Here is a 24,684-nt window from a genome sequence, read left to right as displayed (position 1 = left end):
GGCGCCGCTTCGAAAGGAGCGGCGCCGGCTTTCTAGAAGCCTTCAAGAAACGCCGCGACGTTGCGGCCCAGATCACCGACGGCGTAGCCGCCCTCCATGACGATCAGCGTCGGCACGTCCAGCCCCGCAATCGCTTTCGCCAGATCGCCATAATCCTCGCGTTCCAGCGCGAAGCTCGAGATCGGGTCACTGCTGTGAGTGTCCGCGCCGAACGAGACGATCAGCAGCTTCGCACCCCAGTCGGAGATCGCCGCCAACGCGGTATCGAGCGCCGGGCGATAGGCTGCGCCATCGGTCCCGCGTGGTAGCGGCAGGTTGAGGTTCGCCCCCTCGCCCGCCCCTTCGCCGCGTTCGTCGGCGTGGCCCCAATAGAAGGGATAGTCGGTGCGCGGATCGGCATGGATCGACGCGAAGAAGACGTCGCCGTTGGCGTAGAAGATATCCTGCGTGCCGTTTCCGTGGTGATAGTCTATGTCGAGAATCGCAACCGGACCCAAGCCGCGCGCGGTCGCCGCGCGCGCCGCGATCGCAGCATTGTTGAGGTAGCAATAGCCGCCCATATAATCGCGTCCGGCGTGATGGCCCGGCGGACGGCAGAGCGCGAACGCGTTCCGGTCCCCGCTCGCCGCCAGATGATCGAGCGCGGTCAGCGCGCCCTGCGCCGACCAATAGGCCGACTGCCACGTCCCCTCGGCGATCGGCGTTCCGGCATCATAGCTAAAGGCGCCGAGATCCGCGTCGATCCGCCCGAAGGCCAGCGGCCGGCGACGCACCACCGGAAAGGTATAACCGATGGCATCGCCGCTCCGCCCCGCAGCGATCCAATCGCGATGCGCGCGTTCCAGAAAGGCCAGATAGTCGGAATCATGGACCGCCAGCAGCGGCTCCATTCCGAAATCGCGCACCGGCTGCCAGTCTGCAAAGGCTGCGACAATCGAGCGCGGACGCTCGACATTTTCGGCGAAGGGAACCCAGTCGCCGTTATGAAGCTCGCGCAGCGGCGCGTGCGCGGTCTGACGATCGTCAAAGAAAAGCTTCACGGCCTCGTCTGCTCCTCCATCCATGCCGCCAGGGTCCGGTCGGGATGCGCGGCGACGATCTCGGCCAAGCCCGTCGCGCTTTCGTCCTGCCCCAGCTTGAAGCTGTGTTCGGCCGAAACAACATGCGCGCGGAACGCGATAATCTGGTCGAGCATCGCGTCATAGCGCGGTCCCACCCGGTCGGTCGACCAGCGATCGCCCTCCATCGCGTGGACCAGCCGTTCGACAGCGTCGCGCGTCTCGTTCTCGACGAATTCGACATCGACGGTGAAGCGCAGCACGGCGTAATTCCACGTGGGGGCCCAGTCGGGCTTCGACAGCAATTCGGGCGACACATAGCCTTGCGGGCCGTTGAACAGCGCCAGTCCGCGCGGGTCGGCGCGAAAGTCGGCGACGAGCGGATTGCGCCGCCCGCAATGACCGAACAATGCTACGATCGCACCGTTATCGTCGGTCTCGGCAATCAGTGGCAGCGGGCTGGAATGAAACGCGCGCGAGATCAGCCAGGCGAGCGGGTAGCCGGCGATCAGCCGCGCGGCATCGGCGGGGTGGCGGGGTTCAAACGGCGCAATCATGACCGACCGTCTCGACGATCCACGCCGCCTGCTCGTCGAACGCGCGCTGTGCCAGCGGTGCGATCGACACGGCCTCCAGAAAGCTGTGCGTCGCGCCGCGATAGGTCACAGCCTCGACCGGCACACCCGCGGCCGCCAGCTTTTCGGCAAAAGCGTGGTTGCAGTCGGCCAAGATGTCGCACTCGGCAATCGCGAGGAACGCCGGCGGCAGGCCGGTCAGATCGGCATGAAGCGGCGCGACCAGCGGATCGGCAAGCTGTTCGCCGCTATCGACATAATCGGCCCAAAAGGCGTCCATCTCGTCGCATTCGAGCGAGTAGCCTTCGCCATCAAAGCGGGCATAGCTCGGCAAATGCTCGGGCGCGAAAGCGCCATAGTTGAGCACCATGGCCGCCGGCAGCGACTTGCCGCGCTGGCGCTGAAGCAGGCAGGTCGCGACCGACAGATTGGCGCCGGCCGAATCGCCGCCGATCAGCACGCGGCCGGCATCGAGGTTCAGCGCATCGGCCTGCTCAGCGATCCAGTCGAGCGCCGCGGCGCATTCCCCCAGCGCGACCGGAAATTTACTCTCGGGCGACAGGCTGTAATCGATCCCGATCACCGCAATGCCTGCACGCGCGGCATATTCGCGCATCAGCCGGTCGTGGGTGTCGATGCTGAACAACACCCAGCCGCCGCCGTGGATGTAGAGCATCACCGGCAGCTTTTCGCCCGTCACCGGCCGGTGAAGCCGCAGGCGCAGGCCGTCCATGTCCAGATCGATGCTTTCGGCCATGATCGGGCCACCCTCACGCCAGGGTTTGCGGACCTGTTCGGCAATCCGGCGCCGCGACGCAATGTCCGCGGGCGCACCATGTCCGGCGTAAGCGTCGCCGACGGCATCGACAAAACGCCGGATATCGGCGTCGACCAAATCGTCCTGCACGGCGTCCAAGCCCTTGGGCATACGGGTTTTCCCTCTCCGGTCCGATCTTGTTCGCCGTGATAGCCCCCACGGCTTCTTACCTATCGCCCGTTCGGGCCAATCACCATGCCGGAAAGGCCATTGGCCGCATCGCATCTGGCTTCTTCGTCATTCGGCCTGTAAGGTGGGGTCAGCTGATATTTGTGGGAAATGGGCCATGAAGCACAGCATTGATATATTGCGCACCGCGCGGCCCGTCATGGCGCTGCAGGACGAATATCCTGCGGGCTATGTCGACCCGATGCACAGCCACGATCATGTGCAGATTCTTTACGCATCGGCGGGGGTCATGTCGGTGCGGACGCCCGAAACCAGCTTCGTCATCCCGCCGCAGCGCGCGGTGTGGCTGCCCGCCGGGATGAAGCACGAGGTCGCCTGCCGCGGACCCGTATCTCTCCGCACGCTCTATCTACCGAGCGGTCACGCCGCGCGCGACGCCGAATGCCGGGTCTTCGAAGTCTCGAACCTGCTGAAGGCCCTCATCCTCGAGGTCGTCGATTTCCGGCCACTTTACGATGTGACCGGGCGCGAGGGCCGGATCATCGACCTGCTGCTCGAAGAGATCGAGCGCATGCCCAACGCCCCCTATCAGGTGTCGATGCCGAGCGACCTCCGGCTGCTCCGTGTCTGTAACGCGATCCTCGCCGATCCGGCCGATCCGCGCGACATCGATGACTGGGCCGGGCTCGCGGCAATGGGGCGACGAACCTTCACGCGCACCTTCAAGCAGGAAACCGGCATGGGCCTAGCGGTCTGGCGGCAACAGGTGCGGCTGATGGAGGCGCTGTCGATGCTCGCCGCGGGCGCATCGATCACGCAGGTCACCTATGACGTCGGCTACGACAGCCCCAGCGGTTTTGCCGCGATGTTCCGCCGTGCCTTCGGTGTACCGCCAAGCCAGTATCTGAAGCAGTAGGACGAAGGCGCAGCAGCGCGCTCGACGATCAGGCTGCTAACCTGGCAATTTCGGATGATTGCTGAATTCCGGCGAAGCCCCAATCGCATATCGGCAAAACGGCCGCGCCCCGGATTTCGAGACGCGGCCGCCAGACCCTGCGTGCTGCTGAAAATCAGAACCAGGCTCTGACACCCATGGCAAAGCTGACGCCGCTGGCACCCTCGCCGGCCGCCCGCGCAAAGCGTGCCGTATCACCGAACTTGCGGGTCCATTCGACCCCGACATAGGGTGCAAACTCCCTGACGATCTCGTATCTGAGGCGGAGACCAAGTTCCATGTCCGACAGTCCCGATCCGATGCCGTTTTCGGGCACGTCCTGCACCGCGAGATTTAGCTCGGCCATCGGTTGCAGGATCAGCTTCTGCGTAATCCGCTGATCGTAATAGCCCTCGATGCGGCCGGATACATCGCCCTTGTTCGAAAGGAACAACGCACCATCGACCTCGAACCAGTAGGGAGCCAGCCCTTCGAAGCCGAGCGTGGCGTAGGTCCGGTCGGGGCCATGCCCCAGATCCTGACGCACGCCCGCCTGCAAATTGAAATAGGGATCGATCGCGCGGCTGTAGAGGATTTGCGTTTCGACGTTTTCGATCGCTTCGCCGAACACCCCCTCGCCCTCGCTCTTGACCGTCAGGCGATTGATGTCGCCGCCATACCACCCCTCGGCGTCCCAGCGATAGCCGTTGCGCCCCTTGCGGGCCTGATATTCGGCAAGATTGAAGCTGAGCAAGCCGGTCGCCAGCCCGCCGCTTTCGACCATCATCGCGTGGCGCGAATGTTCCATCTCCCCTTTCGGATAGAGCCGATCGGCATACCAGTCGCCCGGCACCGGCGGCGCCGGGGCATCGCCTGCCGGCAGATCGGTTCCCACCGCACCCGAAGACGTGGTCCGCAGCGGCGCAGCGGGCGTGCAATGCGCCATTGCCGCATGCTCGGGCCCGCAGGTCGCGGAAGGCTCCATGTCTATCTGTGCGCCGTCGCCATGATCCATCGGCATGGACTCTTCCGCAACCGGCGCCGACTGCGCACCGCCATGCCCCGCGTGGTCCGACTGGGCCGCTGCGGGAGGAACGACTGCGAAGACGGAAAGGCCCGCGAGCAGGATCGACGCGCGCATCATGCCGCATCCTCCCGCGGACGCACGCTAACGACGCGCATCATGCCAGCATGCATGTGATAGAGGAGATGGCAATGGAACGCCCAGTCGCCGAGCGCATCGGCGGTGAAATCGAAGGCTGCGATACCGCCGGGCTGTACGATCACCGTATGCTTGCGCGGCGCGCGATCGCCCTTCCCCGTTACCAGTTCAAAGAAATGACCGTGCAGATGGATCGGATGGACCATCATCGAATCGTTGATCAGATTCACCCGCACGCGCTCGCCCTCAATGAAGGGGATCGGCTCGTGATGGTCGGACATCTTCACCCCATCGAACGACCACATGAAGCGCTCCATATTGCCCGTCAGGTGGATGTCGAGCGAGCGATCGGGAGCGCGAACGTTGGGATTGCGATCAAGCGCGACGAGGTCGCGATAGGTGAGCACCTTGTGTCCGACATCCTCCAGCCCCTGCCCCGGTTCGCCCATGCGGTCGACCGGCATCGGCGAAATCGACTGGACGCTGGGATCTCGCTTGACCTGCGGCGCGACGCTGAAGTCGCGCATGCGGTGCTGCATCCCGCCCGCACCATGCCCCATCGCGGCATGATCGCCGGATGACGCATCGGCGAGCGCAGGGATGCAGTGTCCCATCGCCGCATGTTCTGCGGTGCAGGACGCATCGCCGCTCGCCATCGCGCCCATGCCCATGTCCTTCATCGTCGCGAGCGGGCGTTTGCGGAGCGGCGGGACCTCGGCGGTCATTCCTGCACGCGGCGCCAGCGTCGCGCGCGCCATGCCCGAGCGATCGTTGACCTCCGCCACGAATGTGTACGCGCGATCCTCGACCGGGGTGACGATCACGTCGTATGTTTCGGCGACCCCGATCTGAAATTCGCCGACCGGCAGCGGCACGACGTTCAGCCCGTCCGCCTGCACGATCGTCATGCCCAGCCCGGGAATGCGAACATTGAAGATCGACATCGCCGAGGCGTTGACGATGCGCAGCCGCACCCGTTCGCCGGGCGCAAACAGCGCGGTCCAGTTGTCGCGCGGACCGTGACCGTTGACGAGGAAGGTATAGGTCGATCCGTTGACGTCAGCGACGTCGGTCGGATCCATCCGCATCGCACCCCAGGCGACCCGCTCCTTAAGTGGCTGATCCTCGCCCGCGGCCAGCCCCGAAAGCGTCTGGCGCTGCATGTTGAAATGGCCGGGGTTGACCTTGAGCTTGCGGAAAATCGCCTCGGGCGAAAGGCGGCTGTGATCGGACAGGACGATGACATGCTCGCGGTCATATCCGACCGGGTCGGCATCCTTCGGGTCGATGACGATGGGACCATAATGGCCGATCTGTTCCTGCAACCCCGAATGGCTGTGGTACCAATAGGTGCCCGCCTGCACGATCGGAAATTCATAGACGAAAGTGGAGCGAGGCTTGATCCCCGGAAAGCTGACCCCCGGCACGCCGTCCATGTGAAACGGCAGGATCAGGCCGTGCCAGTGGATCGAGCTGTCCTCGTCGAGGTCGTTGACGACGGTAAGACGCGCCCTCTGCCCTTCGCGCAGGCGGATCAGCGGGCCAGGAATCGTCCCGTTGATCCCGATTGCGCGGGACACCCTGCCATCGACGCGCATCGTCTGGCGCGCGATCCGCAGCGTGATGTCCTCCCCGGACACGGTCGGCAACCGGGCCTTCAGGCCGGTCGAAACGGGCTGCGCCCACGCCGGCAACCATGCGGCAAGCGCAGCGGCCGCGCCGCCTCCCGCCGCCGCGCCGATAAAACGCCGCCGATCAATCTGCATTATCCCGCTTCTTTCTGTTATACCTGCAAGACTATACGCACGCGCCCGACGCGTCCCTTATTCGTCGAGCATCTCGCGCAATCTGGCGCGTGCACGATAGAGGCGCGTCTCGATCGTCTTCTCGCTGACGCCCAGCATCCCCGCCGCTTCGGCCTGGCTCAATTCCTCAATTCCGCGTAGCACGATGACTTCGCGAAGATTGGCCGGCAGGTCGAGGATCGCTCTCTGCACCCGGGCCAGTTGAGCACGGTCGGCTGCCACCATTTCGACCGTGGGGATGTCGCCGGCCACGTCATAGGCAGCTTCCAGCGGAAGCGCGCGCGTAAAAAAGGAACGCACCGCGCGGCGGCGTGTCCAGTCGCGACATTTGTTGAGCGCGATGCGCGAGATCCAGACGCGGAACGGCCGGTCGCCGTCATAGCGCGCGAGCGCTGCGAAACCCGCGACGAAGCTTTCCTGCGTCAGGTCCATCGCTTCGCCCTCGTCGCCGACGTTGGCGCGGATCAGGCGGAAGACCGGCGCCTTGTACCGCGCCAGAAACTCACGATAGGCATCCTGTCGGCCGGAAAGGGCGAGAGCCGCGAGATCGCGGTCGCCAAATTGCGACAGATCGCCCGTCACCTCGCATCGGCGGTCAGCGCCTTGACCACAACCTTGTCGAACATCGCCGCCTGATCGCGGTCGAGAACGCTGCGCATCGCGAACAAATGACGGAGCGTCTCCTTCTGCAATTCCCCCATCACTTCGTGCGTCTCGTCGATCGCCTTGGTGACGCGGGGGCCATAGCCATGCTCGGCCTCGATCGCCTGCGCCAAACGGATATTGGACGCCCGCATCTCGAGCTCGAGCGCTCCGCGCCGCCCGGAATATTGCGCCTCGATCGCCTGCAGCCGCTTTTCCTGATCAGAAGAGAGCGTCAGTTCGCGGTGCAACAGTGTATGTAGCTCGGTCTCGCTCTGCTTCGGCGCTTCGACGAGCAGCCGGCCGACGAAAACACCCGCAAGCGCCGCCAGGAACGCAATGAAACCGATGATCGCCACCCGGCGCGCGGCAGTCATCAGCGCACGTCCAATAGGGCCGAAGGTGCCAGTGGGCTCGCGGGGATCAGCGGCGTCAGCGGACTCGCAGAAACGGCACCCGGCATGAAAAGACCGCCCGCGACCATGCCGCCACCCAATGAACAGAGCGCCGCGACGGCCATCATGCGGCGCGTTGCCGCCGTCTCGGCCTTCCGGACAGAGAGCGCGAAGAGGACGCGATCGTCGAGCGCATCGAGCGCCGACGGCAGCGCGGCCGCATTCAGTTTACGAAACTCCTCGTCCATCGACGTCTCTCCGGTCCTTTCAGGAAGATATACGCACGAAAACGCGGCACCCCTCATACTCTCCCGGAACAGCCCCGGCTTATTTCTTCGAGGGCTGCGGTATTGCCATGCGTATTAGCAGCATGACCATCCGATTGGAGCTTTTTATGATCAAACTTTCGCTCTCCGCTGTCGCCGCGGCTGCGGCGCTGGCGTTTGCGCCAACCGCCGCTCTGGCGCATGCGAAGCTCGTGGCATCGACGCCTGCAGCGAATGCCAAGGTCGCCAAGCTCACCTCGATCGAGCTCAAATTCAGCGAGAAACTCATCGCTTCGACCGTCAAGGCCGAGCTGGTGATGACCGGAATGCCGGGCATGGCAGATCATCCGCCAATGAAGATCGCCGTGGCCTCAGCGATGGGGAAGGACGGCAAGTCGTTGACACTTACCCCGAAACGCGCGCTCGTTCCCGGCACTTACAAGGTCAAATGGTCGGCCGCTGGCGCCGATACGCACCATATGGGCAGCGAATTCAGCTTCACCGTAAAATAGAGCAATGGCCCCCCTTCATGATCGGCATCCGGTTTCTGCTGTTCGCGAACCTGATGCCGATCATGGGCTGGCGGCATGTCCGCTTTACGCGTTTCGCCGTGCCGGGTTGCGCGAGATGGCTCTGCCACAAGCAGCAGAGCTGGTCAGATTGCTTGTTCTTGAACTGGCCTACCGCGCGGATCTGGGTGGGCGAGATTGAGAAGCCGGACCTGTCGATACAACGAAACCCGATAATATGCCCCGCTTCAAGCGAGCAACATCTCGATGAAGTGGGATCGCATGCAATGATGCGAACTCATCGCCGCGCCATAACCGCCAGCGTTCAGAAAAGCGATAAAGTCGTTTTCTTGCTGCGGCGGCATTGCAACGTCCTTCGCCCATAAATCGAGCGCCTCATTAATGTTCCCGGCGATGGTGCAGCGCTGCCAGTTTGCCGAATCGGCCGAGCGGGGCACACAGGCAACGGGCTCGCACGGCAAATTATAGAAGACCGGCTCGGGATGTAGATTGAAACCGCCATCGACGCTAACGAACAGCGTGTCGCGCTTGCGTTCCACGTCGGTCACGCCAAGCACCAGCATGCCAGCATCCTTCACCAGATAATCGCCGGGTTCGACTGCGATTTCGACGGACCGATCTGCAAAATGACGCCGCAACGCGGCCGCCCATTTCGCAAGGTTCAGCGGACTGTCCGATGCCCGATGGGGCACCCCCAAACCTCCGCCGACATTTACCGTGCGCGCGTCCGGAAGATCGGCAAGGAAAGAAAGACCCGCCTCAATCGCAGCTTCCCAACTATCGAGTTGCTGGTCGAGATAGCCGCAGCCGACATGAAAATGTAGGCTCGTGATGCGCAGGTCATGCGCGCGGGCGACCGCCAGCGCTTCGCCCCATTGCTCGCGATAGATGCCGAATTTCGTCGTCTGCGCGCCCGCATAGGTCAGACGTTCGCTGTCGTCATACCCTACTCCGCGCGCGGGGTTCACACGGATGCCGATCGCGCGGCCCGGAACGCGCTCGCCGATCCGGCGGATCATCCCGATCGTATCGCAATTGATCGTCAGCGCATCGTGCACGAGCAGGCGGTCGAGATCGCGCGGTGCGACCCCGGTACCGGTAAAGCTTATCCGGTCGGGACGAAAGCCGCACGCGATGGCATGGTCGAGCTCGCCCGGCGAGCAGATATCGACGCCGCAAAGGCCAGTGCCGGCCAACATCGTCAGCAGCGGCGCGTGACGGTTCGCCTTCATCGCATAATAGATGCGGAAGGGAGTGCCTGTGGCCACCAGCGCATCGCGCACGCGTCCGATGTTCGCCCTGACCCGTGCTGCGGAATAAAGATAGAGTGGGCCATCGGCCTCTTTCGCCAGCATGGCGACATCATGTCCGGCAAAGCGGAGCCGTCCGTCCTCATAACAAAGATCGGGGCGTTCCCACCAGAGGCGAGGCATGGCGACCGACTGTTCGGTCAAGCGGAAGCGGCGGCGATATGGCGTGCAGCGAGGTCGCGCGCGGAGAGATGAAGCTGCCCCGCGGCGCTGACCGGGTCGAGACGGCCGGTGATCCAGTGACGACAGTTTTCCGCCCCGCACGCGCAGGCGAACTGACTGAAAAGCTGGTCCTCGGTCGCGGCATAGTCGATCGTCAATATCTCGCCCGCGCCGATCGGACGACACGCCACGAGTTCGAAGCGCACCATGTCGAGACGGCAGTTGGGGTCGCATCCGTGCGACAGATAACCGATATAGCGGGTTCCTCCGATATGGAGACCAGGCGCCACCTGCAGGCTGTGCTGCGACATCTGCGGACCGATCTTACCGCTGAAATGATCAAGTACCAGCCCCGAAGCGCAGTCGCGCAATGCACGAATGCACAGTCCGAAACCGTCGCTGTGACAGATCGTCAGCAGATGCCGATCATCGACATCATCCGCCTTGGGTGGACCCGATGGCGAAAACATAAATACCCCCATTCGCGCCGAACGGCCCCATCCCTACGGCGATTCCGGTCCCTCGTGCGGAGCTTCTAGCGCGAATCTCTTATGGAATCGTAGCCGGTTCTGTCCGTGATCGCGATCATAGCGGGCGTCATCCATCATTTTCCTCACCAGATGGATGCCGAGCCCTCCGATCGGCCGCTCTTCCGCCGACAATCCGGTATCGGGTTCCGTGCTTTGCAGCGGGTCGAATGCTATGCCGTCGTCTTCGATTTCCGCACTCACCCGGTCTGGGCCGACGTGCAGGCGGATGCTGACCGTCGGTTCACCGTCGCGCGCGCCGTGGGCGAAGATATTGCTTACGATCTCGTCGACCGCGATCATCATCTTCCCGATGACGGCTGCGGGGATTTCCTGCCCGGCAAGAAAGGTCTCCGCATTGTCCATCATCGCCCGGAAAGCAGCGTGCCGGTCGGACAAAGTGCAGGCGAATTCCGTCTCCACGACACCGATCATTCCTAGATGCAAGGCTGGCGCTTGCGGGCCACCAGCTTAATCGAGTGGAAAAATTTCTCAATCGCTACATAATGAAAGCCAACGACGGGCATCACCGCTCAAAAACGGGAAACGACAATGGAAATCACCGAAACCCAGCTTGACGGCGCATGGCTGGTCGCCGCGTCGGGGCGCATCGACAGCAATAGCGCCCCCGAACTGGAGGCGGTACTGCCCGACAGGGTCCAGCACCATGAGGCGACGATCATGGATCTGTCCGGCATCGCCTATGTCAGCTCGGCGGGTCTCCGCGTTTTCCTGAAGGGGGTGAAGGCGGCGAAGGCGACCCGGCACAAGCTGGTCCTCACCGGCCTTTCGGCAACCGTCCACGAGGTATTCGAGATCAGCGGTTTCACCGCGATCTTCGCGATCGAGCCGGATATCGACGCCGGGCTGGCCGCGATCGGCTGATCAGGCGCGGCGCAGCGCGCCAAATATCCCGGCGGGGTGGAGCAATGCCGCGAGCCCGTCGAGGAGCAAGTCGGGGGCAATGTCGGGATCTATTCGCGCGTAGATTTCGGCGCGGCGGGCCGTTTCGGCGTCGTCGGTGAGCAGAAGCAGCGCGGCCTCCGGCGGGGCAATCTCAGTCCAGCACCGATAGTCGAGACGCGTGACTGCAAAGGCACTCCGCGCGAGCGCGATCGCTTGTTCGGGGCCCGATAGCCACCACTGCCGCTCGAGAAATCTCCGTGCCGCGATCGCCGACGCCAGCGCATCGACCGCATCGGCGCCCTCGCACTCACCGACCACCAGCACAGCGCCCCCCTTGCCTTCGCAAAGCACGTAGAAAGCACCGGGCGGTGCTGCGCCGACAATGCGTGCGGCGACGGCTGCACCGGCGAGGGTCGCCGAAACGGGAGGGAACACCGACTGACGCCATGTTGCGAAGGCCGCGACGTCGGTTCGTTCCCGGTCCTGCTGCACCACCTGGTTCCGGAGCCGGCTTCGCGCAGCACGACGATTTGCGTCGACCAGACGCAGCGCGGCCGCAAGGTCTGCCGCTTCGGAAATCGATAGTCCTTCCGCGTCGGGCAGCGCCCCTTCCGCTTCGAGAGCGTTCATGGTTGCCCGGCTCACAGCCAGATCGCGAACGATCCGCCGCGCGACGTACCAACCCGCCGCCAGACCGATCAACGCCGCCAGACCGACGCCCAACATGATCCATCGCCGCAAATCATCGATCCGTGCGAACAGCGGTTCGGCGTCGAACCGTGCCGCGACGAAACCGCCTCCCGCGACGGGCGCCAGCGCAACGACGTGCCGCTCTCCGACCTCTCCCTGTGATAGCGCGACGGCCGCCGATCCCCCCGCCGCCGCTACGGGATTCCAAGGCCTGACCGGGGCCGCCAGCTCCACCTTTCCGCCATCCCGGTCCACCAGATAATAGCCGTCCAGTCCCGGCAGGTATCGCATCGCGATCGTGATAGCGCGCATCCGCACCGGATCATCGACGACCAATCGCGGCCGGTCCATCTGCGAAAAAAACTCCGCGCCGGTGACGGCGGCCGCGATGGCGCGCTGGTCGAGGCCGCGCATCATTTCGGCACGGCTTTGAAAATAAAGGAGGGCGCCATTGACCGCCGCCAGCAGGATGAAAAGCGGGATCGAGGCAGCAAGGATGATCGACCGGATATTCATTGCGCGATCGCTCTCAGGTCGACCAGTGCGGCAATAAATTCAGGACATTCGCGCGCGATCGTAAAAAGATGGGGCTTTGCCAGGCAAAGCGCGCGCAAACCGCCTCCGCCCGCGCGATATTCCCGGTCGGCAGGCAGCGTGAACAGGAGGGACGGTACATCGAACAGTAAGGGCGCATCCGCGCCGTCCGCCACAGCCGATCCGCCGGCTACGACATAGAGCATGTCGGCCACCTGCCCTCTCTCGATCAACATGGCGTCCGGCTCAAAGTTGCGGGGCCGTATCTGCTCGGCGACAAGCAGCAATTCGCGCCCCGACAGCCGATCGAAAGGCGGAACGGTCGCCAGTGTCGTCATGCGGTCGATCACATCAAGGGACATCATCGACGAACCCCTTGGCCGGCCAGAGGGATGAGCGCCTCACGATAGCGCAAGCGCGACAGGCCCGCGGGAAGCGTCACGGCTACCCCCGGCACGAGCATCACAGGTTCATCATCGGCCTCAATCATCAACGTCGCCGCCGAGACCAGAGTCAGCGAGCGCGTGCTGGCCTCGAAGCGAAGAAGAGCACCTTGATCGAGATCGGCAAGCGTATCGAGCCGGTCGATCAGGTCAGGCCTGTCCTTTGCACGCTCGGCGAGGCGCGCCATAGCCCGCGCGGCGAGCATGGCGGCCAATCCCGCGTCACCCGTCACAACCCAGACCAGCGTACGCTCCGGTCCGTCCGCCAGCACCACCGACGAGGTGGCCGCATCAAGACCGGCGAGCAGACGCATTTCGCCTTGGGCCAGGTTGTGGCGTTCCGATTCCGCGGCGCCTTGGCCGATCTCGTCGGTGACATGCTCGCCCAGAAGCGCCAGCGAATCGCGCAGCGCCCCGACCTCGCGCGGGCGACGAATGGCCGCCGGCGGGCTGTGATCACCCGCCGCGATGCGCAACGCTTCCTGTGTCAGCCGTTCGATCGGGCGCGCGACGCGGCGCACGACCTGAAGCGTGACGATCAGGCAAATGATGATCGACGCCATTCCGATCATGGCGCTCTGAAACAGCGCATTCTGCGTCGCGACCTTGATCACGGACACGTTGACGTCGGCGCCGGCGGTTCCGGCAATCCGTCCGTCGGCGCCGTAAACCGGCGCCGCAGCCGTTTTCAGCAGCCCCCACTGTTTTTGATATTCGACCGGCGAAACATAAAGACCGCGTCCCGCCTGAACGTCGCGCAGCCCGGCCATCGTCGCGGCGGGCAGGCTGTCACGAAAACCGATCGCGGTATGCTCGTCGCCATCCGTGCCGTCGAGAATATAGAGCACATCGTCTTCGCCACCCCGCACCTGCGTGTAAACATAGGTGAGGTCGAGCTTTTCGCGAATATGACGCATCGGCTCGACGTTTCGGCGATAACGAAGGTCGGCCTCGACGGCCACCGGGTCGCTTCCGGCCCGCGCTTGACCAATCAGCCAGTCATGATCGCCGGGATCGATCAGCGCCCCGGTTATCGTGCTCGTCGCGACGAGGCGGTCGTCGAATTGACGCAAGACCGTGTCGTAAAGCATCGTGTATACGAAGGTCGCCAAGACCAGTGCGGCGACGACTACGGCCGGCAGAAACGTGCGTAGCAGCAGTGCCTGTATGCCAATCTGCGCTTTAGGCCGCATGGGCGCGCCCATCCTGAATCCGCAACATCACCAGCGCCAGATCGGGATGGCGCGAGGCTGCTTCCGTGATCGCATGGTGCGCGATCCAGAAGGGGCGCCGGTTCGCCATGCCGCCGAACGCGGGCTCTTTCGGCTCGTGCAACGTCGCGGAGCGCGCGAGATCGGCCAGCGCCTGGGAGGTGGCTGCAGCAAAGCCCGGAATCCGGTGCAACGCATCGATCAGCGCAACGAGGCCGGGGCCATTCTCGTGCAGGATTCCCAACCGGTCGAGGAGCTGGCGGCGGAGCGGCTCCGGCATGCCCGGGCCCAGAAGGCGACGCGAACGCCGCGCGAAGTCGGCTGCGGGCAGGCGCGCGAACAGGATATCGAGCGCGGCGGCGACTTCGACGGGACCACCATTGTCGAGCACGCCATCGACAAGAGCGACGATCTCGTTCGCCGTCGGCGCCTCGGCCCGGTTCGCCTCGACCTGCGTGGCTGCGGCGATTTCGGCGTACAGCCTGTAGCCGACGCCCGCTTCAATCGCTTCCATTGCATTCGCGCGAACCTTGGCATTGGCCGAATGGAGCGACACGATCAGCAAATCGAAATCGGGCAACAAACCGCGCAACGCGAGCAATTCGAGGACAAAATCCACCGCCGCTTCGGCACGTTCGCGCTGTGCCCGCCCCAGCAGTCCGACCGCGGCATCGGCTCCGGCCGCAGCGGCAAGCCGCGTCGCATTATCCGCCCATCGCCGCGCCGCGCCCAATTCGGCCTTTACCAACCCGTCCGCTTGCGCCGCGAACTGGGCAAAGGAAAGGCCGGCGAGTGCGCGGGCGGCCAACGCCCTTTCGGCATATGCCCGCCGTCCGTCACGCAGTGCCGCGACAAGGTGGGGAATCGCAGTCTCGCCAAAATCCTTCAACCTGTCGACGAGCGCGCGTCGATCGCGCGGCGTGCGCGCCTGCGCCGATGCCAGCAAAGCGGGGATGGCATCGATCCCGTCGGCATGCCCTGATGCCGCATTCGGCGCCAGGGCGGCGATCAGCTCTGTCGCCTGGCGTGCGAGCGGCGCAGCGGGGTCTGCGGCCACCGCGCGGAGTCTTGCCTCGGCCTCCGGCATCCGCGCCGGCAGAGGAGCGCTGAAATCGAGCCAGCCGCGCCGCATGTTTCCGGCCATCGCTGCCGGATAGAGCCCGCGCAACAACGCAACGATCACGATCAGCGCGACGCCCAGTATCACCCCGATTCCCGATAGCTCGCGCAGGTCGAGATATTTGACGGCATAAACAAGAAACCCGCCGGCGATCAGGCTGGCGAGCGGTTCGCACATTCCCTCCACTACAGTTCGCAGCGGCCGTTTGATCGCCGAGGGAACCGCATTGAACAACAGATTCTGGTTGTTGTACTCGATCGACGTCAGCACCGCGTGATAAGCGAAAAAGGCGGCTATTGCGGCAGCATATCCACCGCTGAGAAAGAAAAAGCCAAAGACCGCGAAATAGGTCAGCGGCAGGATGAAAGCGACGTTGCGGACGCCAAGCCGCGACACCAGCCGGTTGAAAACGAACAGGCAGACAATCAGGTTGAAGATATTCGAAGCGGCGTAAAGCGCACCGAACAAGGCCGCGAGTTCGGCTTCGCTCCGGCCTTCCTGCAGCACCGTCGCATATTGATATTCGGCGAGATTGGTCATCAGCAGGGTAACGAACAAGGTCGCCGTCAGCACCACCGTGTAGCGCGAGGTGCGGAAGCTGCCGAACAGCATCGCAAGCTGCGCACCCGCCCCTTCCGCTCCTTCGCCAGCATCCGCGTCACTTTCCGCAATCTGCCGCCAGCGCCGCCCGAGCAGCCGGGCAAGCGGGATCGTCGCGAGCGCGAGCGCCGACCAGAGAAGAAGGAACGAGGAGAGCGAAAGGGTGGCCGCAAGCAGATTGACGACGAGCGCGCCGGCCGCCGTGCCGAGCGCACAAAAGGCCGCGAACAACGGGAACAGCCGTTTGGCATCCTGAATGTCGAAATAGGCGTCGGTGTAATTCCAGAACAGACTGTAAAGCGCGATGTACCACATCGCGAGATAGAGCTTCAGCGCATAATAGAGCGGCTTCTCTTCGCCGCCGCCACCAAGCAGGAGCCAGAAGAGAAGCCCCCCCGCGGCAAGCAACCCAAGCGTCATCATGACCAGATGATCGAGCCGGAAACGCACCATCAACACGGAAAAAAGGCCGGTATAGACCAGCATTACAAGTGGCGTCAGGATGAACACGATCGGCAGCGCGTCGGCGCCGACGTGGCTGAGAAAGGCCGCATCGCCTGCGCTGAAGCCGATCCCCATTCCCATCTGCAGCAGAAAGCCGAGCAGACCGAACTGGAGAAGCTTCGGCCATTCGCCGCGCTCGACGCGAAACAGACGTGAAAGCCTGTCGATCAAAATTTCGCCCTCCGCCCCGTCACCTTTCGCCGCATAGCAACAAAATATTGAAGAAGTCAGTCGCACTGTTGTCAGCGCCGGAGAAAGCGGCAATGAGGGGCGCGGCGGGGTCAATGTCGGAACGAAAACATAAATTCGGGCTGAAGCCCCAGCTCTTGCTGCTGCTGTTCGTGTTGAACCTGATCACCGCGACGGCCTATTCGATCGTGCTTTACCGCATCGAGCGCTCCGAAATTCTGGCGGGCATCGACACCCAACTCCTCACCGCCGTCAACGCCACACGCGCAATCATTCCGTCCGGCTATCACGAGCGGATTCGGGATCGCGATTCGATCAGCCCCGAGGAATTCGACGCGCTGCAGGATCGGCTGTCGGCGTTCGCCAACGGTTCGAGGCTCGCCTATGTCTATACCTACATGCAATTCGGCACCGAGGTGCGGACGGTGTCGACGAGCGCGACGATCGGGGAAATGCAGGCGGGATCGCAGACGCGCTATTTTGCCCTGTACGACACCGCGCCACGCCCGTTGCACGCCAGCTTTCGCGACGGCCGCATCCGCTTCGACGAATATAGCGATGCCTTCGGGCGCTTTCGATCGGTGTATAAACCCGCGCGGACGCGGGACGGACGCATCTATATCATCGGCGCCGACGTCGATCTCAGCCAGCTCGACGCCAAGCTTCGCGGGGCGATGCTACAATCAGTCGCCGTCGGGATCGTCATGTTCGCGCTGGCTCTCGCCGTCGGCTGGATGCTGGTCGGCCGTATCGTCCAGCCGCTCGCGCAGCTGACCGCCTTCACACGAAACATCGAGCGACGCAGCTTCGAGCCCGACGCGCAGGAGATGGAAGCGATCCAACGGATCGGAAGCGCACGCGGCGACGAGGTCGGCAGCCTTGCGGCCGCGATGTCGGTGATGATCGCGCGCCTGCAACGCTATCTGATCGAGGTCCAGACCGCGACCGCCGCCCGCGAACGCGTCGAAGGTGAATTGTCCGCCGCGCGCGATATCCAGATCGGGATGTTGCCGGGCAAGTTCCCGCCCTTTCCGGGCCGCACCGACCTTGATGTCTTTGCGATGCTGGAGCCGGCGAAACAGGTGGGCGGCGATCTTTACGACTATTTCCTCATCGATCAGAACCGGCTGTTTTTTGTCGTTGGGGATGTTGCCGGCAAAGGCGTGCCCGCCGCGCTGTTCATGGCGATGACCACCACATTGTTCAAAGCCCAGGCGCTGTCCGCCACCTCGACCGCTGCCATCATGACCCGGGTCAATGCCGAACTGGCGCGCGACAACGTCGCCGAAATGTTCGTGACCGCCTTTGCCGGCATCCTCGACCTGCGCGATGGCAGCGTCGAGTACAGCGATGCCGGACACGAGGCGCCCTTCATCGTGCGGGCGAACGGTGACGTCGAACGGCTGGTCAAGCAGCAAGGCATGGCAATGGGCATCTTCGACGATGTCGAATATAAATCGGACCGCTTCACCCTCGCGCCGGGCGACGCGATGATGCTCTTCACCGACGGCGTGTCGGAGGCGACGGGTCCGGGCGACGAGCTTTATGCAACCGGTCGCATCCGGACGACCCTCGAACAGGCGCGGACCGACCCGTCGGCGCGCTTTATCGCCGAGGGGTTAGCCGAGAGCGTTCGCGCCTTCGTCGGCGAAGTCCCGCAGTCGGACGATATTGCGATATTGGTGATCTGTTTCGAGGGCGCGTCCGCGAACGGACCATAGGTCAGGGCCTGGCGCCCATCGTCAGCGGCATCCGGTCGATTCCGTGCATCTTGCGCAGATAGAGCCGCATGTCGGCGATCGCGGCTTGCAGTCTCATGATTTCAGTCGGCGGCGCCGCGGCGGCGGCAGCAACGAGCGGACAGCTTTTGATCTCCCACGGCAGAAAGTCGAAGCCCGTTTCGGCATCGGCAGCCCAGACGACCGGATAGGGGCGCCCGAACATGACCCCTTTCAACTCCTCCTCACCCAGCAAGTGCAGCGACAGGAGGTCGCGGTTGGGCGCACCGAGCAGTTGCTCCATCAGGTCGAGCGACACCACCAGACTCGACGCCCGCGCGAATTTGGACAGGCGGAAACCCAGGTCGATATCAGGACCGATATAATCGATATGGCGCGCGCCATCGCCCGCCGACAATTCGGCAATATCAAGCTCGATATTCTGTTCGCCGAACTCGACCAGCCACGCCGTTCCTTTCAGTCGCAGCGGCAGCCGCTCGAAATATTTACGTTCATAGAGTGTCATGGTCCGCAGGAGTGCACGCAAGATAGAGACGGCCTCCTCGGCGCTCGCGGGCTCGGCGACGAAAATTACCTCGTCCCCCATCGCTTTCCAAACATCGATCGCCGGCGTGGAATCGCTGTCGATGAACTCGAAACCGACCTGTCCGGCGAGCATCAGCGGAAAATTGCAGAAGAAGTTCCGGAACGTCTCCAGCCAGCCTTGGCTGCCCTGCCCCGTAAAACGGGCTTTGAATTGCGTTGAACCGACCATGTCAATGGACAGGAAAAGGCGGATCATGAGTGCTCCGGAAAAAAATGGACCTCGCGGCTCACAGCACTAAAGCTCGCACGTTAAAATACTGGCAGCATGGACGGGTGAATGTCGGCGAACATATCTCGCGACCATCTCGCCAGCCCGCTACTCCGTATCGCACCCTATCCTAGATCCGGCGAAGCAGAACGCGTAGAAAAACTCCCGACATGATCGTCCCAAATCCTGAACCATCACCCGGCTGCAAGTATCAAATGAACAAACGTTCGGGTCGGATCTGATGCGGCTGGACGCCATGTTCCCGAAGCAGTTCGGGCCAGGGAAGATCGAACAATAACGCTTCGGCCGCCAGCGCCATCGCGGGCGACGTCTGAAGCCCGTAACCGCCCTGCCCGGCAAGCCAGAAGAATCCCGGCGCATCGGTCGCGAAACCGGCCGTCGGCACTTTATCCGCCACGAAGCTTCGCAGCCCAGCCCACTTCAGCGCGATCCGGTCCACCGACAATGTCGTCGCCTCCTCGACGCGCCATGCGGCAAGCGCCGTTTCATAATCCTCGGGCTGGACATCGCACGCAGGCGAAGGCGTGACATCCATGGGCGAGGCCAGAAGCCGCCCCGCATCGGGCAGCATATAAAAGCCATCGTCAAAGACGGTCTTGAGGAACGGCCAGTTCGAAACATCGAGACCTTTCGGAGGATCGAAGCCGATGATGGTCCGCCGAAGCGGCATCAATCCGAGCGGTCGGACGCCGGCCATCACCGCCAGTTCATCCGCCCAGGCGCCCGCGGCGTTGACGACGATCCGGGCGGCATAGCTTTCCCCGACCGTATCGACGATCCAGTCGGACCCGTCGTGCGCGATACCCGTCACCCCGGCATGGAAATGTATCTCGCCTCCTGCGGCCCGCAGCGCGCGGGCATTCGCCTGAAGGAGCAGGTCGGCGTCCAGCTTGCGGCCAGCCGTATCGACCAGTCCGGCAACAGCGCCTCCGCTCCCGACCTTCAGCACAGGGACGATCGCCTGCATTTCGCTCGGCCCGACCTGCGAAATATTGTCAGAGAAGCGCCGCATTTCGGCCTCGAGCGCCGTCAACTGGTCCATCGTTTCCGACGTTGCAAAGAACATGGCGGATTTCGTCTGCCACAGCGGCGGCAAATCCTCCCCACCCGGCGGATCGGAGAAGAAGAACCGGCTGGCGGCTGTCAGCCCACGGACGGCGTCGTCTCCGATCCCGAAGTGATAGAAGGTCGCGCTGCGCCCCGACGAATGATAGCCAAGCGCGCTTTCCTGCTCGATCAGAACGGTGTCGGTACGCTGCGCGAACCGTGCCGCCGCCGACACACCGGCGATACCGCCGCCGATCACCAGAACATCGATCCGCTTCACCGGATAGTCCCCTTCGCCGACAGCGGAGCGCGCGGTGCGGCCGGTCGATAGCGCGCGACCACCTTCCTGACCGCCGCGATGTCGAGCGCCTCCCCTCTCGCCGCTCCGGCTTCCCCCGTTGCCTGCCGCTCGACGGTGGTGGCCATCAACAGCGAGTTATAGATCGCCTCTTCGGCCGCCTCCGACACGGCCACGAAAATCGGCGACGTCGCGTCATTGGCCAGTTCGGGATAAGCGGTGACCACGCCACGCCGTGCTGCCGTCCGACGAACGCCATCGGCTGTCGAGAAGGCGACGGCATAGTCGCCGGACCCGTTGGAAAAGGCAGCGCCGGTCCGCGCCAGGCCGGCGATCGCGCGGTGGGCAAGCCGGGTCAGATTCCGGTCGCTGAGCGGTGCATCGGTCGCCACGATCAGAATGATGGACCCGTCGGCAGACGCACGCTCGCCATGCTCGCGCAGAAAATAGCGGCCGAGGGCCTTCCCGACCGGAATGCCGTCCATCGTCAGCGTCCCGCCATAATTTGTCTGGACGAGGACGCCGACGCGATAACCACCCAGCGCCTGGGGGAGAATGCGGGAACTTGTCCCAATGCCGCCTTTCCAGCCAAAGGCCAGGGTGCCCGTGCCCGCGCCGACGCTTCCTTCCGCGACGGGGCCGCTGGTAGCGGTCTCGATCGCTGCGACCACGTCCAGTCGGCCGATCGCCCGCTTGCGAATATTATTGAGGGTGCCGTCGTTGGTTTCGCCCACAACCGCATTGACCGACCCGATCTCTTCATTGCCCGGCCGCGTCAGCGTCCAGTCGAGAATGCCATCGATCGCGGGCGCGACGCTCAACGTGTTGGTCAGGACGATCGGGGTCTCTATCTCGCCCAGCTCGGCGACCTGCGTAGCGCCGGCAAATTTTCCGAAGCCATTGGCGACGACGATGCCTGCCGGGACCTTGTCCTGGAACAGATTGCCCCCGTGCGGCAGAATGGCGGTTACGCCCGTCCTGACGTCGGCGCCCTCGATGCGCGTAACCTGGCCGACGCGCACGCCGTCCACGTCGGTAATGGAGTTGAGGGGGCCGGGCTTAAAGATTCCGGGCGCGATACCGATGTCGCGGGCATGGACGCGCGGCTCGCCCTCGACCTGCGCCGACGTCGGTCCAATTCCCCCCATGCCGATTGCGATTGCGGCGATGGTCAGCAACGCGACCGGCCGCCTTTGCGCCGGGCGAAGGCCCGGGGGGTGCATGATCGGTGATTGGCTGGAGATATCAGGAAGATTGAAGGACAAGCGCAATGATCCGTTTTGCTGACTGACAGATGTCACCTGCCTAACGCTCAACCGTCGATCCGGACAATCTCTATCCAGCAACGGCCTAAAGAAATTTTCTATAGGCCGGAAAGGCGCTCTTCAAATGCTTCAGCAAGACGGTCGCCAGTTTCGACGGAGGCCGATTCCACAGGTGGATGGCATAGACATTGAACGGCACAGGGGGCTGGAGCGGTTTGAAGGAAATGTCGGGCGTCGCAGTCGCCTCCGCGCTGACGAGAATCAAATCGGGAAAGTCCACCCGCGCCCCGGCCTTACGCATTCTCACGGACAAGTCCGGCCAGCGCAAAACAGCATGGTCTTGCGGTCGCTTATCGGGCACAGACGATGCGATGGCGGATGCGGGGATGGCTGGGTCCATGAAGGGCCATGATCGCGCCGGACGGTTCCTTCCGTCCTGCCGGTGCGCCTGATGCGTCCGGGCGACGAAGACAGTGATCTGGCCGCATCGGCGGCTGCCGGTGACCGCGATGCCTTTGCGGCGCTGCTCCGACGCCACTACGACCGCATCCACGGCCTTGCCTGGCAGATGACCGGCGCGCGCGCCGACGCCGACGATATAGCGCAGGACGTGTGCTGCATCCTCGCCGAAAAGATCGGTGCGTTTCGCGGCGACGCCAAATTCACCACCTGGCTTTGCGCAATCGTCTTCAACGCCTGCCGCGATTTCCGCCGCCGGCGGTCCGCCTTCTCGCGCTTTGCCGGACGGCTGAGCGTCATGGTCGGGCTGGCCGAGGTGCCGGACGGCCGCGACTTGTATGACGCGATCTGGATCGAGAGCGCGATCGCGCGGCTGAAGCCCGATCTTCGCGACACGGCGGTTCTGGTCGCGGGGCAACAGCTCACGCATGCCGAGGCGGCGAAGATCCTGGGAATCGCCGAGGCCACGGTGTCATGGCGGATGCACGAAATCCGCCGTCAGATCGGCTCCGCAGGCACCGCCGACGACTGACCCGAAATTTTTTCGCGAAGCTCCCCAAGGATTTCCCGCGCCCGCGCATCGAAGGGACATGCGGGCGATTCTGCGCCGCTATTGCCAGGGAGACTTTGCATGTCCCGTTTTACTCTGATGCTCACCGCCGGGCTGTCGGTCAGCCTTCTCTCCGCCTGTTCGCAATCGGACGACATCGCTTCGCCCTCGTCTGAAGCGCCGACAGAGGCCAAGGCGGCCGAAGCCGCCGACGAAGGATCGATCGTCGTCACCGCCGCGAAGCGGAGCGAATATCGAATGGATGCGCCTGTCGCGATCAGCGCGATCTCAGCCGATCGGATCGCCCCGCCCGCACCGCCGCCGCCGCCCGCACCGTCGGTTGTCGTCGGTCGCGCCGCGCCGCGTCCCGACTATCAAATGCCTTATTACAAGGATGTCGGCCGCGACAAATTCACCTCGACGCCCGAAAATGCCTTCAAGGTCGCGCGCGAGGAACCGGTCTCGACCTTCTCGATCGACGTCGACACCGCCTCCTATTCCTTCGTCCGCGCCTCGCTCAACAACAATGTCCTGCCGCAGCCCGCGGCCGTCCGGACCGAGGAACTGATCAACTATTTCCCCTATGACTATGCCGCGCCACGCAGCGCGCAGCAGCCTTTCACCTCGAACGTCGCCGTGTTTCCCAGCCCGTGGATGGAAGGGCGCAAGCTCGTCCGCATCGGCATCAAGGGCTTTTCGGTTGAACGCGCGACGCGGCCGCGCGCGAACCTCGTCTTCCTGATCGACACGTCGGGGTCGATGCAGGCGCCGAACAAGCTGCCGCTGGTCAAACAGTCGCTGGGCCTGCTGCTAGACCAACTCGGTGCCGACGACCGGGTGTCGATCGTGACCTATGCCGGCAGTGCGGGAACCGCGCTCGAGCCGACGCGGGCGAGCGAAAAGGCCAAAATCCTCGCAGCGATGGACCGGCTCGGCGCGGGCGGCAGCACCGCGGGCGCCGAGGGTATCCGTCAGGCCTATGCCCTGGCGCAGCAGAATTTCGACCCCAATGGCGTCAACCGTGTGATGCTGGCGACCGACGGCGACTTTAACGTCGGCATCACTGACCAGAATGAACTCAAGGGCTATATCGAGCGCGAGCGCGGCAAGGGCGTCTTCCTCTCGGTCCTCGGCTTCGGGATGGGCAATTACAACGACGCGCTGATGCAGACGCTGGCGCAGAACGGCAATGGTGCCGCCGCCTATATCGACACCTTGGGCGAAGCGCGAAAGACGCTGGTCGACGAAGCGACCTCGACGCTCTTTCCGATCGCCAAGGACGTGAAGATCCAGGTCGAGTTCAACCCCGCCACGGTCGCCGAATACCGGCTCGTCGGCTATGAAACGCGAATGCTGAACCGCGACGATTTCGACAACGACAAGGTCGATGCCGGCGATGTCGGGTCGGGCCAGACTGTCACCGCGATCTATGAGATCGTGCCCGTCGGCGGGCCGCGCATGATGAACGACCTGCGCTATTCGCCCGAGGTCGTTCGCGGCAGCCCGCGCAATCCGAATGCTGAGGGAACGAGCGAATATGGCTTCGTGAAGATCCGCTACAAATTGCCGAAGTCGGATCGCAGCGAGCTGATCTCGACCCCGATCGACCGTCGCGTCGAGTTCGCCCGCTTCGCCGACGCGCCGCAGGACGCCCGCTTCGCGACCGGCGTCGCGATGTTCGCCGAACTGTTGCGCGGCGGCCGTTATAGCGGATCGGCCAGCCTCGACGAGGTGCTACGCATCGTGACCGCCGCGCGCGGAGAAGACAGCTTCGGCTATCGCAACGAATTCGTCGGGCTCGTTCGCGCTGCGAAGACCGCCGGGGCGATGGCGCGGCTCGAACGCTAGGCCACGGTGACGGCGGCGCGGCGAAGGCTGCGCCGCCGTCGATCACGCCGATGCCGCCGGAATATGAGAGGCATTCACCCGCGCCCGATTGTGCGTATAAGGCCAGCAGATGTTCCTTCGCCCGTCCCTCGATTTCAGCACCGCTGCACGCGCGG

At 63.8% G+C, this 24,684-nt stretch carries 24 protein-coding genes; 6 read left to right on the top strand and 18 right to left on the bottom strand.

What is annotated here, in order from left to right; translation table 11 throughout:
- Positions 1-32: 32 nt before the first annotated feature.
- The 3 genes from ACQY80_RS13730 to ACQY80_RS13720 are packed head-to-tail and all read right to left on the bottom strand — an operon-like array spanning position 33 to position 2,561.
- Complete coding sequence (locus ACQY80_RS13730) at positions 33-1,040, bottom strand: histone deacetylase family protein (RefSeq protein WP_428680696.1); 1,008 nt, start codon at positions 1,038-1,040, stop codon at positions 33-35.
- Complete coding sequence (locus ACQY80_RS13725; protein ID WP_428680693.1) at positions 1,037-1,615, bottom strand: FMN-binding negative transcriptional regulator; 579 nt, start codon at positions 1,613-1,615, stop codon at positions 1,037-1,039. The genes ACQY80_RS13730 and ACQY80_RS13725 overlap by 4 nt, the downstream gene beginning before the upstream one ends.
- The gene (locus ACQY80_RS13720; RefSeq protein WP_428680690.1) at positions 1,599-2,561 is read right to left on the bottom strand and encodes an alpha/beta hydrolase; all 963 of its coding nucleotides are present in this window, start codon (positions 2,559-2,561) and stop codon (positions 1,599-1,601) included. The genes ACQY80_RS13725 and ACQY80_RS13720 overlap by 17 nt, the downstream gene beginning before the upstream one ends.
- 175 nt (positions 2,562-2,736) lie before the next feature.
- On the opposite strand from ACQY80_RS13720, the gene ACQY80_RS13715 reads away from it, so the two are divergent.
- A complete protein-coding gene (locus ACQY80_RS13715; RefSeq protein ID WP_428680686.1) occupies positions 2,737-3,495 on the top strand; it encodes an AraC family transcriptional regulator in 759 nt (252 codons plus the stop codon).
- A gap of 154 nt (positions 3,496-3,649) precedes the next feature.
- Here ACQY80_RS13715 and ACQY80_RS13710 read toward each other — a convergent pair whose 3' ends face one another.
- From ACQY80_RS13710 to ACQY80_RS13690, 5 genes are read right to left on the bottom strand one after another with little or no spacing between them, the layout of a single operon-like run.
- Positions 3,650-4,657, bottom strand: coding sequence for a copper resistance protein B (locus tag ACQY80_RS13710; protein ID WP_428680683.1), 1,008 nt, complete (start codon positions 4,655-4,657; stop codon positions 3,650-3,652).
- Positions 4,654-6,441, bottom strand: a complete 1,788-nt coding sequence (locus tag ACQY80_RS13705) for a copper resistance system multicopper oxidase (RefSeq protein ID WP_428680680.1) — start codon at positions 6,439-6,441, stop codon at positions 4,654-4,656. The genes ACQY80_RS13710 and ACQY80_RS13705 overlap by 4 nt, the downstream gene beginning before the upstream one ends.
- A gap of 57 nt (positions 6,442-6,498) precedes the next feature.
- Positions 6,499-7,062 (bottom strand): RNA polymerase sigma factor, encoded by a 564-nt coding sequence (locus ACQY80_RS13700; RefSeq protein ID WP_428680677.1) that lies wholly within the window; start codon positions 7,060-7,062, stop codon positions 6,499-6,501.
- A complete protein-coding gene (locus ACQY80_RS13695) occupies positions 7,059-7,499 on the bottom strand; it encodes a periplasmic heavy metal sensor (RefSeq protein ID WP_428680674.1) in 441 nt (146 codons plus the stop codon). The genes ACQY80_RS13700 and ACQY80_RS13695 overlap by 4 nt, the downstream gene beginning before the upstream one ends.
- Entirely contained in the window at positions 7,499-7,765 is a 267-nt protein-coding gene (locus ACQY80_RS13690; RefSeq protein ID WP_428680672.1) for a hypothetical protein, read from the bottom strand. Before ACQY80_RS13690 ends, ACQY80_RS13695 begins: the two co-directional genes overlap by 1 nt.
- A gap of 146 nt (positions 7,766-7,911) precedes the next feature.
- Here ACQY80_RS13690 and copC point away from each other — a divergent pair, with 146 nt between their 5' ends.
- Positions 7,912-8,295 carry a copper homeostasis periplasmic binding protein CopC gene (gene copC, locus ACQY80_RS13685; RefSeq protein ID WP_428680669.1) on the top strand — a complete coding sequence of 128 codons (384 nt, stop codon included), beginning with the start codon at positions 7,912-7,914 and terminating at the stop codon, positions 8,293-8,295.
- 245 nt (positions 8,296-8,540) lie between these two features.
- Here copC and ACQY80_RS13680 read toward each other — a convergent pair whose 3' ends face one another.
- From ACQY80_RS13680 to ACQY80_RS13670, 3 genes are read right to left on the bottom strand one after another with little or no spacing between them, the layout of a single operon-like run.
- Entirely contained in the window at positions 8,541-9,746 is a 1,206-nt protein-coding gene (locus tag ACQY80_RS13680; RefSeq protein ID WP_428680666.1) for a diaminopimelate decarboxylase, read from the bottom strand.
- A gap of 17 nt (positions 9,747-9,763) precedes the next feature.
- Complete coding sequence (locus tag ACQY80_RS13675; RefSeq protein ID WP_428680663.1) at positions 9,764-10,255, bottom strand: SET domain-containing protein-lysine N-methyltransferase; 492 nt, start codon at positions 10,253-10,255, stop codon at positions 9,764-9,766.
- A 33-nt stretch (positions 10,256-10,288) separates the two neighbouring features.
- On the bottom strand, positions 10,289-10,747 hold the full coding sequence (locus ACQY80_RS13670; protein WP_428680660.1) for an ATP-binding protein: 459 nt from the start codon (positions 10,745-10,747) through the stop codon (positions 10,289-10,291).
- A gap of 117 nt (positions 10,748-10,864) precedes the next feature.
- On the opposite strand from ACQY80_RS13670, the gene ACQY80_RS13665 reads away from it, so the two are divergent.
- On the top strand, positions 10,865-11,197 hold the full coding sequence (locus ACQY80_RS13665; protein ID WP_428680657.1) for an STAS domain-containing protein: 333 nt from the start codon (positions 10,865-10,867) through the stop codon (positions 11,195-11,197).
- On the opposite strand, the gene ACQY80_RS13660 is transcribed toward ACQY80_RS13665, so the two are convergent.
- From ACQY80_RS13660 to ACQY80_RS13645, 4 genes are read right to left on the bottom strand one after another with little or no spacing between them, the layout of a single operon-like run.
- Complete coding sequence (locus ACQY80_RS13660) at positions 11,198-12,424, bottom strand: hypothetical protein (RefSeq protein ID WP_428680655.1); 1,227 nt, start codon at positions 12,422-12,424, stop codon at positions 11,198-11,200.
- The gene (locus ACQY80_RS13655) at positions 12,421-12,807 is read right to left on the bottom strand and encodes a Crp/Fnr family transcriptional regulator (RefSeq protein WP_428680652.1); all 387 of its coding nucleotides are present in this window, start codon (positions 12,805-12,807) and stop codon (positions 12,421-12,423) included. Before ACQY80_RS13655 ends, ACQY80_RS13660 begins: the two co-directional genes overlap by 4 nt.
- Positions 12,804-14,078: a HAMP domain-containing protein gene (locus tag ACQY80_RS13650; RefSeq protein ID WP_428680649.1), complete on the bottom strand. Its 1,275-nt coding sequence runs from the start codon at positions 14,076-14,078 to the stop codon at positions 12,804-12,806. Before ACQY80_RS13650 ends, ACQY80_RS13655 begins: the two co-directional genes overlap by 4 nt.
- Positions 14,068-16,557: an MFS transporter gene (locus ACQY80_RS13645; RefSeq protein ID WP_428680646.1), complete on the bottom strand. Its 2,490-nt coding sequence runs from the start codon at positions 16,555-16,557 to the stop codon at positions 14,068-14,070. Before ACQY80_RS13645 ends, ACQY80_RS13650 begins: the two co-directional genes overlap by 11 nt.
- Positions 16,558-16,604: 47 nt before the next feature.
- Between ACQY80_RS13645 and ACQY80_RS13640 the strand changes: the two genes are divergently transcribed.
- On the top strand, positions 16,605-18,230 hold the full coding sequence (locus tag ACQY80_RS13640; RefSeq protein ID WP_428680643.1) for a PP2C family protein-serine/threonine phosphatase: 1,626 nt from the start codon (positions 16,605-16,607) through the stop codon (positions 18,228-18,230).
- A gap of 1 nt (position 18,231) precedes the next feature.
- Here the strand turns inward: ACQY80_RS13640 and ACQY80_RS13635 are convergent, their stop codons facing one another.
- From ACQY80_RS13635 to ACQY80_RS13625, 3 genes are all read right to left on the bottom strand, one after another.
- A complete protein-coding gene (locus tag ACQY80_RS13635; RefSeq protein ID WP_428680640.1) occupies positions 18,232-19,029 on the bottom strand; it encodes a hypothetical protein in 798 nt (265 codons plus the stop codon).
- Positions 19,030-19,252: 223 nt separating this feature from the next.
- Positions 19,253-20,389: an NAD(P)/FAD-dependent oxidoreductase gene (locus tag ACQY80_RS13630; RefSeq protein WP_428680637.1), complete on the bottom strand. Its 1,137-nt coding sequence runs from the start codon at positions 20,387-20,389 to the stop codon at positions 19,253-19,255.
- Complete coding sequence (locus ACQY80_RS13625) at positions 20,386-21,585, bottom strand: P1 family peptidase (RefSeq protein ID WP_428680634.1); 1,200 nt, start codon at positions 21,583-21,585, stop codon at positions 20,386-20,388. The genes ACQY80_RS13630 and ACQY80_RS13625 overlap by 4 nt, the downstream gene beginning before the upstream one ends.
- Before the next feature lie 538 nt (positions 21,586-22,123).
- Between ACQY80_RS13625 and ACQY80_RS13620 the strand changes: the two genes are divergently transcribed.
- Complete coding sequence (locus ACQY80_RS13620; RefSeq protein ID WP_428680631.1) at positions 22,124-22,663, top strand: RNA polymerase sigma factor; 540 nt, start codon at positions 22,124-22,126, stop codon at positions 22,661-22,663.
- Between the two features lie 99 nt (positions 22,664-22,762).
- Positions 22,763-24,529, top strand: coding sequence for a vWA domain-containing protein (locus ACQY80_RS13615; RefSeq protein ID WP_428680628.1), 1,767 nt, complete (start codon positions 22,763-22,765; stop codon positions 24,527-24,529).
- Positions 24,530-24,684: the final 155 nt, after the last annotated feature.

Origin of the sequence: Sphingopyxis sp., from assembly GCF_965279755.1 — a bacterium.
Taxonomy (GTDB): Bacteria; Pseudomonadota; Alphaproteobacteria; order Sphingomonadales; family Sphingomonadaceae; genus Sphingopyxis.
Note: the sequence above shows the minus strand (reverse complement) of the source record. Positions and strands in the feature narration are given on the sequence as shown.